Source organism: Pseudarthrobacter sp. Pseusp20, assembly GCF_059492155.1.
Map to the genome: position 1 here is coordinate 590,791 of NZ_CP168521.1, position 14,059 is coordinate 604,849.

13 protein-coding genes are annotated in these 14,059 nt (G+C 65.5%); 6 read left to right on the forward strand and 7 right to left on the reverse strand.

What is annotated here, in order from left to right; translation table 11 throughout:
• Positions 1 to 41 precede the first annotated feature (41 nt).
• From ACEN9K_RS02880 to ACEN9K_RS02890, 3 genes are read left to right on the forward strand one after another with little or no spacing between them, the layout of a single operon-like run.
• A complete protein-coding gene (locus ACEN9K_RS02880) occupies positions 42 to 923 on the forward strand; it encodes a fumarylacetoacetate hydrolase family protein (RefSeq protein ID WP_495635152.1) in 882 nt (293 codons plus the stop codon).
• Complete coding sequence (locus tag ACEN9K_RS02885) at positions 923 to 2,749, forward strand: FAD-dependent monooxygenase (RefSeq protein ID WP_495635153.1); 1,827 nt, start codon at positions 923 to 925, stop codon at positions 2,747 to 2,749. Before ACEN9K_RS02880 ends, ACEN9K_RS02885 begins: the two co-directional genes overlap by 1 nt.
• A complete protein-coding gene (locus ACEN9K_RS02890; protein WP_144600924.1) occupies positions 2,727 to 3,971 on the forward strand; it encodes a DUF3500 domain-containing protein in 1,245 nt (414 codons plus the stop codon). Before ACEN9K_RS02885 ends, ACEN9K_RS02890 begins: the two co-directional genes overlap by 23 nt.
• A 108-nt stretch (positions 3,972 to 4,079) precedes the next feature.
• Here the strand turns inward: ACEN9K_RS02890 and ACEN9K_RS02895 are convergent, their stop codons facing one another.
• The 5 genes from ACEN9K_RS02895 to ACEN9K_RS02915 form a co-directional block, all read right to left on the reverse strand.
• On the reverse strand, positions 4,080 to 5,150 hold the full coding sequence (locus tag ACEN9K_RS02895; protein WP_495635154.1) for a quercetin 2,3-dioxygenase: 1,071 nt from the start codon (positions 5,148 to 5,150) through the stop codon (positions 4,080 to 4,082).
• Positions 5,151 to 5,277: 127 nt separating this feature from the next.
• Positions 5,278 to 5,577 (reverse strand): DUF4193 domain-containing protein, encoded by a 300-nt coding sequence (locus ACEN9K_RS02900; protein ID WP_018772148.1) that lies wholly within the window; start codon positions 5,575 to 5,577, stop codon positions 5,278 to 5,280.
• Between the two features lie 144 nt (positions 5,578 to 5,721).
• Positions 5,722 to 6,582 (reverse strand): SDR family NAD(P)-dependent oxidoreductase, encoded by an 861-nt coding sequence (locus ACEN9K_RS02905; RefSeq protein WP_223993504.1) that lies wholly within the window; start codon positions 6,580 to 6,582, stop codon positions 5,722 to 5,724.
• Between the two features lie 353 nt (positions 6,583 to 6,935).
• Complete coding sequence (locus tag ACEN9K_RS02910; RefSeq protein WP_056388237.1) at positions 6,936 to 8,315, reverse strand: MFS transporter; 1,380 nt, start codon at positions 8,313 to 8,315, stop codon at positions 6,936 to 6,938.
• Positions 8,316 to 8,637: 322 nt separating this feature from the next.
• Positions 8,638 to 9,201, reverse strand: coding sequence for a hypothetical protein (locus ACEN9K_RS02915; protein WP_261377410.1), 564 nt, complete (start codon positions 9,199 to 9,201; stop codon positions 8,638 to 8,640).
• Positions 9,202 to 9,503: 302 nt separating this feature from the next.
• Here ACEN9K_RS02915 and ACEN9K_RS02920 point away from each other — a divergent pair, with 302 nt between their 5' ends.
• Together ACEN9K_RS02920 and ACEN9K_RS02925 are read left to right on the forward strand one after the other, a co-directional pair.
• A complete protein-coding gene (locus ACEN9K_RS02920; protein ID WP_495635155.1) occupies positions 9,504 to 10,712 on the forward strand; it encodes an aspartate transaminase in 1,209 nt (402 codons plus the stop codon).
• Between the two features lie 46 nt (positions 10,713 to 10,758).
• A complete protein-coding gene (locus tag ACEN9K_RS02925; protein ID WP_223993509.1) occupies positions 10,759 to 11,454 on the forward strand; it encodes a 4-carboxy-4-hydroxy-2-oxoadipate aldolase/oxaloacetate decarboxylase in 696 nt (231 codons plus the stop codon).
• Between the two features lie 96 nt (positions 11,455 to 11,550).
• Here ACEN9K_RS02925 and ACEN9K_RS02930 read toward each other — a convergent pair whose 3' ends face one another.
• Together ACEN9K_RS02930 and nac are read right to left on the reverse strand one after the other, a co-directional pair.
• Positions 11,551 to 11,793 (reverse strand): hypothetical protein, encoded by a 243-nt coding sequence (locus ACEN9K_RS02930; RefSeq protein ID WP_026266203.1) that lies wholly within the window; start codon positions 11,791 to 11,793, stop codon positions 11,551 to 11,553.
• 123 nt (positions 11,794 to 11,916) lie between these two features.
• On the reverse strand, positions 11,917 to 12,879 hold the full coding sequence (gene nac, locus ACEN9K_RS02935; protein ID WP_134166002.1) for a nitrogen assimilation transcriptional regulator NAC: 963 nt from the start codon (positions 12,877 to 12,879) through the stop codon (positions 11,917 to 11,919).
• Positions 12,880 to 13,272: 393 nt separating this feature from the next.
• Between nac and ACEN9K_RS02940 the strand changes: the two genes are divergently transcribed.
• Positions 13,273 to 14,058 (forward strand): LamB/YcsF family protein, encoded by a 786-nt coding sequence (locus tag ACEN9K_RS02940; RefSeq protein WP_056388227.1) that lies wholly within the window; start codon positions 13,273 to 13,275, stop codon positions 14,056 to 14,058.
• The last annotated feature ends 1 nt before the right edge of the window (position 14,059 follow it).

Sequence of the window (14,059 nt, forward strand, 5' to 3'; positions counted from 1 at the left end):
CGGTGCGCCATGCGCCCGGAACACACCCGAAAGGCACCTCCATGCAGTTCATTGGCATCACGCACCACGGCGAACCCTGGGCAGCAGCGCTCGCCGGTTCCCGCGTCCTCCCGCTGGCACCCGTCGCCGGCTTCTGGACCGACGCGGAAGGCTGGCAGGACAAAGCGGCATCGTTGGTTGCCGACGCGGCAGAGCATGACGCGTCCGACGCCGGCGCCTGGCTGGAGCGCGGCACCGTCACCGAAGTGCCGCTCGTCCCGGCGTCCGCACGGGTCATCTGCGTGGGCCTGAACTACAAGGCGCACGTGGCGGAAGGCAGCTTCAAGGACCAGGAACTGCCGCCGTACCCCACCCTGTTTGCCCGCTGGACGGCGTCCCTGTCCGTGGGCAACGTCCCGGTTCCCGTCCCGGCCGGCGAGTCGGGACTGGACTGGGAGGGCGAAGTGGCCGCCTACATCGGCCGGCGCGTCGAGTCCGCGGATGAGGTAACAGCTGCCGGCGCCGTCTTTGGTTACTCCACCTTCAACGACATCACCTCCCGCAGGGCCCAGAAACTGACGTCGCAGTGGACCCTGGGCAAGAACGGCGACTTCAGCGGACCCCTTGGTCCACTGGTCAGCCGCGACGAGGTGGGCGACTTGCGGGACGGGCTGCAGGTGCGCACGCGCGTGAACGGAATCGAAGCCCAAAACGGCAACACCCGCGACATGATCTTCTCCGTCCCGGCCATCATCGCGCTCATCAGCCAAACGTTCACCCTGCACCCGGGCGACGTCATTGCCACCGGAACACCGGAAGGCGTGGGGTACGCCCGCACCCCGCAGTGGCTGCTGCAGCCCGGTGACACCGTCGAGGTGGAGATCGAGAAGCTCGGCACCCTGACCACGCCCGTAGGCGATCCCTCCCTCCGGAGCCGTGCCTGATGAGCACGTTCCAGAACGCCGGCCCCGCGGACATCCCGGAGGAGGCGCGGGTCCTGGTTTCCGGCGGCGGCCCCAGCGGGCTGTTCCTGGCCCTGGACCTGGCATCCCGCGGGGTCCCCAGCACCGTCATCGATCCCCGGACCGCCGTGGACCCCACCCGGCCCCGGGCCAAGACCACCAATGCCCGCACCATGACGCACCTGCGCCGGCTGGGCCTTGCCGGCGCGCTCCGGAAGGCTTCGCCGCTGCCGGTGGACTACGCCCAGGACGTCATCTTCTGCACCGCGCTCACCGGGCCTTCCGCACATGAACTCCGCCGGTTCCGGCACGCCTTCCAGCTGGTTCCCGGCACATACGGGCCCCAGCCGGAGTGCGGCCAGCAGGTGCCGCAGCCGGTCCTCGAAGAGGTGCTCCGCGCCGCCGTCGCGGACAACCCGCTGGTCACGTTTGTGACCGGGTGGTCCGTCCAGGAGGTCCAGGAGGTTCAGGGGCCGGGCGCCCGCGGAGACGAAGGCGGCAGCCATCACGCCGGACTTTCCCACGCCGCCGCTCCCGAAGATGCCGCTGATCCGGAAGGCGTGGCAGCCACGGCGCCGTACGCCGTCGTCATCGCCGATGTTTCCGGTACCTGCCGCACCATCCGCGCGAACTACGTTATTGGCGCCGACGGCGGATCCTCTGCGGTGCGCCGCAGCCTGGGCATGCGCCTGGAGGGCGGCTCCGCAGCCCTGTCCAACATCAGCATCCTGTTCCGGTCACGGTCACTGGCCTCCGCCGTCTCGCTGGATCCTGCCGTGCAGTATTGGGTGGTGGGATCGGAGACCTCGGGAATGGTGGGGCCCATGGACCGCACCGACACCTGGTGGGCGATTGTCCAGGGCGTGGATCCGGCCGTGACCGTCACCGCCGCCGATGCTGCCGCGATGGTCCGGGCGCTGGTAGGCACTGAGGTGGACGTCGAAGTGGTGGCCACGGACCCCTGGACTGCCCGCATGCTGCTGGCCCCGGAGTACAGCCGCGGCAACATCTTCCTGGTGGGCGACGCCGCCCACCTCAACCCGCCATGGGGCGGCCACGGCTTCAACACCTGCATCGGCGACGCCGCCAACCTGGCCTGGAAGCTCGCCGCCGCCGTCAACGGCTGGGCAGGCCCCGGCCTCCTGCCCAGCTACGGGGAAGAACGCCGGCCCGTGGCAGCCCGCACCATCCGCGACGCCGCGGAGAACGGCAAGGCCCTGGCGTACCATTTTGCGGACCCGCACCTGGCGCTTGCCGGGACCCGTGGTGACGCTGCGCGCCGGGCTGCCCACGACGCGCTCGCCGTGAAGCAGAGCGAGTTCGACTCCCTGGGCCTGGTCCTGGGCTACTCGTACGCGGAGTCGGCCCTCGTGGTTCCCGACGGCCTGCCAGTCCCGGCCGAAGACCCCATCCGCTACGAACCGTCCGCCAGCCCGGGCGCCCTGCTGCCGCACGCATGGCTGGCGGACGGCACCTCCCTGTACAGCCATCTGGGCACCGGATTCACGTTGCTGGTGGACGCCGGCGCGGCAGGCGCGACCGCGGCTGAAGTCGCCCAGCCGGTGTTGGCGGCCGCCGCCCGGACGGGCGTTCCGGTGACCGTCGCCGTCGTCGGACCTTCCTACGACGGCAGGCCCCTTTCCCACGTGTGGGGCGCCAACGCCGTGCTGGTCCGCCCGGACCAGCACGTGGCCTGGCGCGGAAATTCCGCCCCCGCCGCGGGCGCAGCCCTATCCGTGGCGGCCGGATGGTCGCCCACTTCCCTTGAGAACACCAGGAGCAACCGTGTCGACGCCGTCATTCCGTGATTACCTGTTTCCCCCGGACCACCCGCGCGTGGCGGACATCCGGGGCCTGAACGCCCGCGAGTACGCAGAAGCTGCCAAGACCGACCCGTTCGCCGGGCCCATGATCGAAGGCTGGCAGAAGCTTTACCCGCAGCCCTTCACCGGCATCACCAGCGACGGCGTGCGCCGGGAAGGCCTGTACCCGCTGGCACCGGCCCGGCCCGGGGAGGAAGCGCCTGCCGCGGAGATGGTGGCCGCGGCCCGCAAGCTGCTGGGCACCGTCACTGCGGACCAGGCGCGGAAGCTCAGCTACGCCGTGGATGCGCCCGAGTGGCAAAGCTGGGCCAACCCCGAATTCATGCAGCACGATACCGGGCTGCGCCTGGATGAGCTGGAACCACCGGTCCGCGACGCTGCCCTGGGCGTGGTGGAAGCAAGCCTGAGCCCGCAGGGGTTTGAGCTGGTGCGGAACCTGATGCGCATCAACGGGTTCCTGGGCGACCTGGTGGAGCTGCCGCTGCTCATGAACGAGTTCAGCTACAACTTTGCCCTCTACGGCGAACCGTCCGAGACCGAACCGTGGGGGTGGCAGCTCTTCGGCCACCACGCGGCGCTGAACTGCCTGGTGGCGGGGACGCAGCTGGTGGTGTCGCCGGTGTTCATGGGCGCCGAACCGGACATGATCGACGCCGGCCCGCACCGGGGCGTGAAGGTGTTCAAGGAGCGCATCGCCCTGGCCCGGCAGCTGATGGGCGCGCTGCCCGCCCAGCTCCGGGCTGGCGCCACCGTCTACGCGTCGATGGTGGACGCGGCCATGCCCGAAGGCCGCCTCCACCCGGGCGACGAGCGGCACCTTGGCGGGTGCTTCCAGGACAACCGGGTGATCCCCTGTGAGGGCATCCCCGTGCGGGATATGCCCACGGAGGCCCGTGAACTGCTGGACGCGGTGGTGGATGACTTCATCGCCTACCTGCCGGACGGGCCCCGCGCCGCACGGCGCCGGGAGATCCAGCAGCACTACGGTGAATCGTACTTCAGCTGGATCGGCGGCTGGGAGGGGGAGGAGGCCTTCTACTTCCGCCTGCAAAGCCCTGTGGTGGTGCTGGAACTGGACCACCACACCGGCGTGTTCCTCAGCAACGACGAACCTGCCCCGTTCCACATGCACACCGTGGTCCGCACCCCCAACGGCAACGACTACGGCCGCGAACTTGTCAGGCAATACCCATCGGCTGCTCCGTAACTGCCGTTTTGAGTGTCCGGAACGGCCGCTACGGAGCAATGGATTGATGACAAAGCCAGGGCCCGGATTTCCTTTCGGAAGTCCGGGCCCTGGCCTTGGGAGCAGCGGTTAGGGGATGTCCAGTGCCGCGCGGCGCTGGGGCGGCGGCCCCACCACCGTCAGGTCCATTTCGGCCTGGGCGCGGCCGAAACCTTCCAGGTCCATGTAGGGTTCGCCGCCCTCGGTGTACATGTAGTCCTCGGTGGGCTGGTTGAAGTACTCGAAGAACCCGTTGAACACGGACGGCGTCAGGAACCCCACCATCTGGGTGTTGTGGGCATCAAACGCGAACGAGTGGATGGTTCCCGCGGGGGCGTGCACAAAGTCCCCCTTGGTCAGCAGCATTTCCCGGCCGTTGGCGTACAGCCACATCCGGCCCTCGGTGCACAGGAAGTTTTCCGTGTGCTGTGAGTGGAAGTGCAGCGGGATGTAGGGGGACTTGGCGCCCTTGGTGTGCACGGCGAAGTAGCTCGAACCGGTGTTGGCCGGCCGGGACAGGTAGGTGAACATGGTCTGGTAGCTGACCAGTCGCTCACCCTCCCCGGCACTCAGGAAGTAGGGGCTCTGCACAGGCGGGAGGCCGGCGTCGTGCTTGAACGACGGCGCCACGCGCTGGAAGTCGGGGAAGGTGATGCCGAACTCGGCGCCCACCTCGGCCTGCTCCTGCAGGCTGGCCTTGTGTCCGGCGCGCACCGGCGGGACGTGCGAATCAATGGGCGTTCCCACCCGCTCGTAGTACTTTTCGCCGCCGCCGGGCGTCATCCAGTTCAGGAACCGGGTGTAGTGGCTTGCCATCCGGTAGGCGTGCGGGGTGTTCGGCGGGATGACCACCGAGTCTCCGGGGGTGAGGATCCTGCTCTCGCCGGGCAGCCAGACGTGCAGGATCCCGTCGAAGACGTAGAGGGTCTTGTGTTCGATGCTGTGGCTGACAAAGGGGGATTCGGCCCCCATTCCGCCGGAGATGTAGGCCGCGCTGAAGATGCCGCCCGTATCGGCGGCGCGGGCGATGACCGTTACTAACTGGCCGTTGATTTCGTAGCGCGCGCCCTCGCCCGACGCCATGTAATACGGGACTGCCTCTCCGGGCAGCACGTTGGCCGCCGGGAGTTGCTTGTTCATTTCCTCAACGCTGAGGGACATGGTTTCCTTCTTTCCAGTCGGCCGGCCTTTGCCGGAGCGTGACCTACATCATGGCTGTCCATCGCTCCGGCCACGAGTGCAGATTCCAATGGTTGGAAACCGAACGCAGTTGGCCGTCGTGCCCCTGCTAGCCCTCACATTCCTTGCAGTACTTCTTGCCATCCTTCTCGCGCGCCAACTGGCTGCGGTGGTGGACCAGGAAGCAGGACATACAGGTGAATTCGTCTGCCTGCACCGGGACCACCTGAATGAGGAGTTCCTCGTTGGAGAGGTCCGCGCCGGGCAGCTCGAAGCTGTCCGCCAGGTCCGTTTCGTCCATGTCGGGAGCTGCCTCCCGGCGGCCGGACTTATCGGACTTCAGCTCCTCCAGGGCGACGTTCGGCTCTTCCTCGGGCGTGACCCGTGGAGCGTCGTAGTCAACTGACATGTGGTGTGTTCTCCTGTCCAGCTGCTGATGTCCAGATTGTTCTGGACAGATCGACAACGCCGGACGCGGGCAACAAATTCCCGTGCCCCGGCATCCGGCGCCGCCCCGGCATGCGGCCCGTGCGGCGGGCATGAACGGTGGCGCTCACCGGAAGTCAGTCCCCGCCAGACCGGCACAGGCGTCCCACAGCCGCCGCCGCGCCTCCGGGTCAGAACCCATGCCGGGGGTGGGAAGCTCTTTCCGGCCTGCCCACAGCTTGCCGGTCAGCACCGCCGTCTCGGGTGAGGTTGCCAGCCAGAGCGGCGTGTCGGCAGCCTTCTCTGCCGACTTTCCCAGGGTGTTCGTGATCCACCGGAACGGGCCGCCCACGTCCTGCAACAGCCCCGTGTTCTTCACCAGTCCGGGATGGACGGCGTTGACCACCACCCCTGTTCCACGCAGCCTGGCGGCGAATTCCTGGGTCAGGAGGACCCGGCCCAGCATGGTGGGCGGCGTGGAACGGAGGAAGCTGTATTTCCCCTTCGCCGTCTGCAGGTCATCGAAGGGGATCCGGACATTGCCGTACTTGGACGCGATGTTGATGACGCGCGACGGCAGGGCGGCGGACGCACCCTTCCCGAGATCGTCCAGCAGGAGCCCGGTGACCAGGTAGTAGGACATCACGTTGGTGGCGAAGGTGAGCTCCAGCCCTTCGGCAGTTTCAAGGCGTTCCTTGCGGAACACGCCGGCCGCGTTCACCAGCACATCCAGCCTGCCGTGACGGGAGCGGAACCCGTCCACGGCAGAGCGGATGGAAGACTGCAGTGACAGGTCGCAGGCCAGCGGCTCAAGCTCCGCGCCCGGAACGCGGGTCCGGATATCGGCCATCGCCGCCTGGGCACGCGCCACGGTCCGGCCCACCACCACGACAGTTGCGCCTTCGCGGGCAAGGCCGGCAGCCACTGCCCGCCCGATCCCACCGGTGGCACCGGTCACCAACGCAATACGCCCGTTCAACCGTGCCATGCCCATCGCCTCCAGCGAGTCCGTGTTCCGGGACTATCCCAGCACTATCCGGTAGATCTGGCCAGAGCCTTCCGGACCGGACTCAGGTGCCCGGGCCGTTACGGTGCAGCGATGCCCCTGGTCAGCTTGCGGATCCCGTCGTGCTTCGGGCCGGTGGCCGCGGCCGTTGAAGTTTTGGTTGGCGTGCTGCAGCCAGCCGGAGCGGCCCTGGCGACAGGAAGACCTCTTAGTGGTTGGCTGTTGGTGCCGTCACTAAGAGGTCTTCACTTGTTCACAACTGAATCAACGTTGTGGGACGTTCAGCGAGTCCGTGATCATCTCAAGGGAGATATCCCGTCATCCAGCTTTTGGGTCTAACCGGCGAGGCCGCGGGCAGCTGAGCTTGGGGACATGGCCGCGGCCGTGAGGACGGACGTTTCCCGTTCGCTCTGCTGCACCTCGTCGAGCTCCTTGAGGGTGTACTTTTTGGTCTCCTTGGCGGTCAGGGCTGAGGCTCCGGCCAGGACCATGAACCCGAGCGCGACCATGGACGGTCCGACCCAATCTTTCAGGTCGGGGCCAGCGAGGGCTGTCGAGAGAACGGGGCCGATGACGCCCGAGATGGCGAAGCCGACCTGAGTCCCAAGGGCGAGTCCGGAGACGCGCAGGCGGCCGGGGAACATCTCCGCGAAGAATGACGGCCAGGACGCGTTCACCATTGAGTAGAAGAGGGAGTAGTTGATGATGCCGAACAGGAAGATCAGCGACCAGTTCCCGGTCGTGATTGACCACAGGTAGGGGACCATCGTGACGCCCACGCCGCCCGTTGCGATGAGGAACATCGTCTTGCGGCCGATCTTGTCCACAAGGAATCCTGCGAGGGGCGTGATGCCGAGGGCGATCACGGCCGAGACGGTAGTCGTCAGGAGCATGGTCGGCTTATCCAGCTTGTATCCGGCGGTACCGAATGCCACCGAGAAGGTCTGCATCATGTAGCTCGTGCCCGCGATGAGGGCGCAGAACACGATCCGCAGCACCGCACGCCAGTGGAAGCGCAGAAGATGCCGGAGGGGAGCAACGTTCACCTTGGCGGCCTGGGCCTTTACGAACTCCGGCGGCTCCTCGATGTGGCGGCGGATCAGGTAGGCAGCGACGACTACGAGGGCGGAGGCCCAGAACGGCAGCCGCCAACCCCAGCTCAGCAACTGCTCCGAGGGCATGGCGGCGATCGGGATGAAGACCAGCAGGGTAAGCAGCGTGCCGGAGGAGGAACCCAAGGTGGTGAAGCTCGCGAGGAACCCGCGCCGGCCTTCGGAAGCATGCTCCAGGCTCATGGTGATGGCACTGGGCTGCTCGCCGGAAAGGCACAGTCCCTGGATGACGCGGATCAGCACGAGCAGGACTGGAGCAAGAGGCCCGATTTGGGCGTATGTGGGGAGGCACCCGATCAGGAAGGTGCAGCCGCCGATGCCGAACAGTGTGATCATCATGACGAACTTGCGGCCGCGACGATCGCCCAGCGGCCCCAGGATGAGGGAGCCGAGGGGGCGCACCGCGTAGCCGACCGCGAAGGTGATCATGGCGAGCAGTACGCTGAGGCCCTGGGGCAGCTCGGGTGAAAAGAAGAGCACGTTCAGAACCAGCGCCGACGAGGTGCCGTACACCGCGAAGTCGTAGTACTCCAACGTCGTACCGATCCAGGCCGCGATTGCGGCCTTGACCGGGGTCTTCCTGGGAAGTGTGGTTTCTGTCATTTCGTCTCCGTGGGTGATGGGTGAGCACCGGTTGCCGCTAAACCTGGGCTCTCGGAAAGAGATCTTGAGTGGAATGTCCTGTTGGTCCTGCTGTGAGCTCTCTCGCAAATCGTGTTTACGGCTTTGCGGACCGGCCTCAAACATCAAGTTAACGTTTGCGGTATGGGTCACACAAAGTCGGCTTTTATGTACCTACATAGCGATTTGTTATGGCTTGGAGTCGAAGGACCGGAGACCTTGGACAACACGGAAGCTCGCCGTGGGACGGGGATGGGAGGGCGGAAGGCCCGCCGGCCCGCCGGCCGGGGATCAGGCGGGACGATTACTGCGGCTGGGCCACACGCAAGCCGACGCCCCTGGTCATTTTGCGGATTTCGTCGGACTTAAGCCCGCTTGCCCCGGCAAGTTGGTAGTCGTCAAGGAGCCGGGATTTCCTGGCCAGGGCCAGAACCTGCGTTCGTTGTTCTTCCGCGTCGTTCCGGGCGCCTTCTGCTGCCGCCAGCTCTGAAGCCAATCCCGCAATGAGGTGAAGATGCCCGCTCCGGGTTTGGCCGGACGGGTACAGCTCGCCGCGTGCCAGCGCGGCAGACCGGATACTTGCTGCAGGCTGTCCGGCGGCCTTCGCGACGGCGGCAACCTTCACGCCATCGCACACGGCCTGGGCAAGGCAATCACCCAACTCGGCGGTGAGGGCACGTACCCTGCTGGACCGAAGTGCGAGGGTCGTCCTCAGCTGGGCCAGCATGGCCAGGACTTGTTGGGCTCGGGCCGTGGCGGGGTCCGGCTTCGGGACGCCGCGGTACCGGTACGCTGCCACGCCGGCCGCGCCCGTGCCGGTCCTGGCTGAACGCGGAGGTATCCGATCGTGAATTTTTCTGCCGGGCACCTCTGCTCCTTGTCTCCGTTGGTGTTCGCCTGCCCGCGCGGCTTCCCGCCCGTCGGACGTGGAGGCGTCGCGGGGGCCGGCGGTGTGCCTTCATTGGGCCCGTTATCCACCCTGCAGGTTACGCCCCGGTCAAACCGGCAGGGCAATACCGAAAGTACTTGGAGCAATAGGCGAAAGTTCTAGGTGCTCCGTCATAAGGGCTGCTTATCTGTCCACGCACTTTAGGTCTTATCCAAGGGGGCGGCTCCTTCCCTAGGCTCAAATGAACCACCCCCATCCGTACCGGAAGCCTGGAAGACACCATGCCTGAATTCGTGCCCGCATCACGCGTAACCCGTATCAAATCCTCACCCAGCGTTGCCGCGGCGGCCCGTGTCCGGGAGCTCAAGGCCGAGGGCCGCCGGATCCTGGACCTGACGGTCGGCGAGCCGGACTTCGACACGCCCCAGCACATCAAGGACGCTGCCGTCGCGGCCATCGACCGTGGTGAAACCAAGTACACATCGGTCACCGGGACGCCCGAACTGCAAAAGGCCATCCTGCAGACGCTGCACCGCAAAACAGGGCAGCAGTACACCGCCGGCGAAATCACCATCGGGGGAGGCGGCAAGCAGGTCATCTTCACCGCGTTCATGGCCACCCTCGATCCGGGCGACGAAGTTGTCATTCCAGCGCCGTACTGGGTCTCCTACCCGGACATGGTGCTCGCCAACGAAGGCACCCCCGTCATCGTTTCCTGTGGTGAGGACACCGGTTTCAAACTATCCCCCGAGGCACTGGCAGGCGCACTGACGGAGCACACCAAGTGGGTCATCCTCAACACGCCCTCCAACCCCACCGGAGCGGTCTACTCCCGCCAAGAACTGGCAGGCCTGGCCGCCGTCCTCAAGGACCACCCTGACGTCTATGTCCTCACCGATGAGATCTACGACGAGATCCACTTCGGCGAAGAGCCCATAACGGGTCTCGTGGCCGTTGCCCCTGAGCTTAAGGACCGCGTGCTGGTCACCAACGGGGTCTCCAAGGCCTACGCGATGACCGGATGGCGGCTGGGTTACGCCGGCGGCCCGGCGCCCCTGGTGGCTGCCATTAACAAGCTGCAGTCCCAAATGTCCTCCTGCCCGTCCTCGATCAGCCAGGCGGCTGCCGCCGCGGCACTCACCGGAGACCATGCGTTCGTCCGCGAAAGCGTGGAGGTGTACCGCGAACGGCGTGATGCGGCAGTCGCCGGGCTTAACGCGGTCAATGGCCTGCAGTGCGCGACGCCGGAAGGCGCCTTTTACGCGTACGTCAACTGCGCCGGGGTCATCGGCAAGACGACACCCGACGGCAGGCGGATCAGCAACGACGAGGACTTCACGTTGCATCTCCTGGAAGCGGCGTCCGTTGCCGTCATCCAGGGTTCGGCGTACGGACTAAGCCCCTACTTCCGGATTTCCTATGCCACCGGCCTGCCGGTGATCGAGGATTCCATCGCTGCCATCGAAAAGGCCGTCAGGGCGCTGGCCTGACCCAATCACTGCTTTGCCCACGCTTTCTACAAAACAGGAGCACCTCATGATCCATGTCAAAACGAAATTCGACCGCCCTTCCGAAGATGCCGTTCAGCGGCTCTCCAAGTTCTCATCTGCCACCGTGCATGAAGCCCAGGGCCGCAAAGGTGCGCTGAGTTCGAAGATCAAGCCGATTGACCGCAGCATGTCCTTCTGCGGCCCCGCCGTCACCGTGGTCTGTGCACCGCGGGACAACCTGATGCTTCAGGTGGCCATTCACTACGCCAAGCAGGGCGACGTTGTCCTGGTGGCAGCCGGTGAGTACGAGGAAGCCGGGACATTCGGCGATGTGCTGGGCAACGCCATGAAGGCGAAAGGCCTGGCGGGTATGGTTACGGATTCAGGCGTCCGCGACACCAAGGACCTGATTGAACTCGGATTGCCGGTGTTCTCCGGCAGTGTCTGCATCAAGGGGACCGTCAAGGAAACCATTGGCCCGATCAACCATCCCCTGGTGTTCGGCGACGAAATTGTCTACCCGGGCGATGTCCTGCTGGGTGATGCCGACGGTGTGGTGGTGGTCCGCAAGGATGAGATCGAGGAAGTCATCAGGCTGTCGCAGGCACGCGTGGACGCTGAGGACGACCTCATCCGCCGCTACAAGGAGGGTGGCACCACCATCGAGTTGTGCAAGCTGACCGAGGTCCTGAAGGCCAAGGGGCTGCTGGTGGAGGACGCCGAATTGGAACCTGCGCTGTAGCTTCACACCGATGGGGTTAAACCACAGAGGCCCGGAGTTCCTTTTGGAACTCCGGGCCTTCTCTTGGCCGCCGGCGGGGCGGTGGTTCAAGCCACCTCAGTTGATCCCGGGAAGAAGGTACGCAGGCGGCCCCACCTGGGAGTCATCCAGGTACCACATGGTGGATCCCCGCTTGCCCGGCGGCATCATGCTGCCCTCGAAGACAAACACCGGATCCGAGGCAGCGCCGTCCTCGGCCCGCCAGAAACCATTGGTGGGGCAATGCGAACCGGTGCTGGCCTTAAGCTGGATCCTTCGTTCCGAGGATTTCCGGTATTGCAGGCTGGTGATCTTTTTCATGCTGGGCTCCAAGGGAATCATTTGTGCCGGGTAAACGCCGTTGGCGAACCTTTATGGCTTTTATCCTAGGACGCAGCAAATTCCATGGCTAAGACTAATGGAGCGTGACCTGATAAGGGCCGCTTATGATGCGCCCGCGCCAGCTGAGGGTGTTTCGCTGGAAAGCGGCTGGTATTTGCTGCGCAGCATTTCCTGGAGCATTTCCTTCAGCACCAGCAGAACGGCGGAACCGGCCTCAGAGAGCGGTTCGTGGTCCGGAGTGCACAGCGCGATCTTGCACTGGAGTGCAGGCCCGGTGATCCGCAGGACCCGGAAGTCCTCCTCATGGAACAGGGCATCCGCGGCCGACTTTGGCAGGATGGTCGCACCCAGGTCGCTGCGCAGCAGCCGGGTCAGGGACGGCACCGATTCCACTTCCCCCACCAGGTGCAGCGTGAGGCCCTTGCTGTCGAAGCCCGCCTCCACCACCTGGCGGAGGGTGTGGATCCGTTCGGGCAGGAACAGGCCCAGCGTGGCCGCCGCTTCCAGGGCGATGGTGCCGGCCCCGGGATCCACCGGAAGCTCCCGCGCGGCGTTGACCACCAGGTACAGGTCCTCGACGATGAGGGTGGTGAATTGCACACCCCGGATGGGCCCCGGTTCATAGATGAGGGCCATGTCCAGCCGCCCGTTCTTGATGGCCTCGCTGAGTACGCCGCCGTATATCTCCGTCAGGTGCAGCACGATGTCGGGGTAGCGCCGCCCTACTTCGCGGATAATCCGCGGGGTAAGGCTTGAGGCCATGCTGTAGGGAGCGATTGCTATGGAGACGCGCCCGGAAGGTGCCGCTCCTGAAGCTGCCACATCGATCCTTGCCTGCTCCACTTGGCGCAGGATGGTTTGGGCGTGCCGGTAGAGGGTATGGCCGGCCGCCGTGGGCTCCACGCCCTGCTTGCTCCGGATCAGGAGCCGCTGCTTCAGCTCCGTTTCCAGGGCCGACACCTGCTGGCTCAGCGCCGGCTGGGCGACGTGGAGGGCGGCGGCCGCCTTGGTGATGCTTCCTGAGTCGACGATCTTCACGAAGTACGCCAGCTTCCGGGTGTCCATAGCGCTCCTCTTTTCCAGCCGGGGACGGCACAGCATGCGGGGTCATACGTTGGCGCTATGGCGGGACAGGCAATACGTCTTTGTGTGATCCGAGTCTCGGGCATAGGTTAATTGCAGATGACTTTTCCAATGACCAGATCATTCTATCCCGGCCCAAGCCATCGCCGGTTTTGATGCCGGCATATGTTTTGTGCATAAGCAGGAAAAAATTTGTTGGAAAAGCCAGTCTTGTTGTTACGAAATAAGGGCCGCTTGAATTTTTCGGGGTCGCCAATAGCGCCCCTAAAGGTCATAACTGTTCCCTATAGCGTGATACCGCATTCGTCTTTGTGTGGCTCCAATCCCGATGCCACACTGATTTACACCCGCAGCACCAGCAGAGGAAGGCCCGCAATGCCCACAGTTGATCTCGTAGCGGATCTTGGTGAAGGTTTTGGCGCCTACTCGATCGGCGACGACAACGCCCTCCTGGAAATCGTCTCCAGCGCCAACATCGCCTGCGGCTTCCACGCGGGGGACCCTGACATCATGGACGCCACCGTGGCTGAATGTGTCAGGACGGGAGTCGGCATCGGCGCCCACCCGAGCTTCCCGGATCTTCGCGGCTTCGGCCGCCGGGCCATGGACCTCACGGCTGACGAAGTCCGCAACGATGTGATCTACCAGCTGGGTGCCCTGTCGGCGTTTGCCGCCTACCACGGCGGTACCGTCTCCCACCTGGCTCCCCACGGCCGCCTGGGCAACCTGGTGGCCACCCGCGCGGACTACGCCCGAGCCGTAGCAGATGCCGCCGCCCGGGTGGACCCGAAGCTGATCATCCTGGCGCAGGACGGTGAACTCGCCACTGCGGCGGCGGAGCGCGGCCTGCGGGTGGCCATCGTTGGCATCGCGGACCGCGCCTACCAGGATGACGGTACTCTGGTGCCGCGCAGCCGGCCCGGCGCCGTGATCCACGACCCCTCCGTCATTGTCCGGCGCACTGTGCGGATGGTGACCGAAGGACTCATCGAAACAGTCTCCGGCAGCGACATCGCCATCCATGCCGACACGGTGCTGCTCCACGGCGACAATCCGGGCGCCGTCGAACTTGCCCGCCTGGTTCGCAGCGAACTGATCGCCGCAGGCGTCACCATTGCCCCGTTGGCACAAGTGCTCGCCGCAAAGCAAAAGGTTTCCTGAC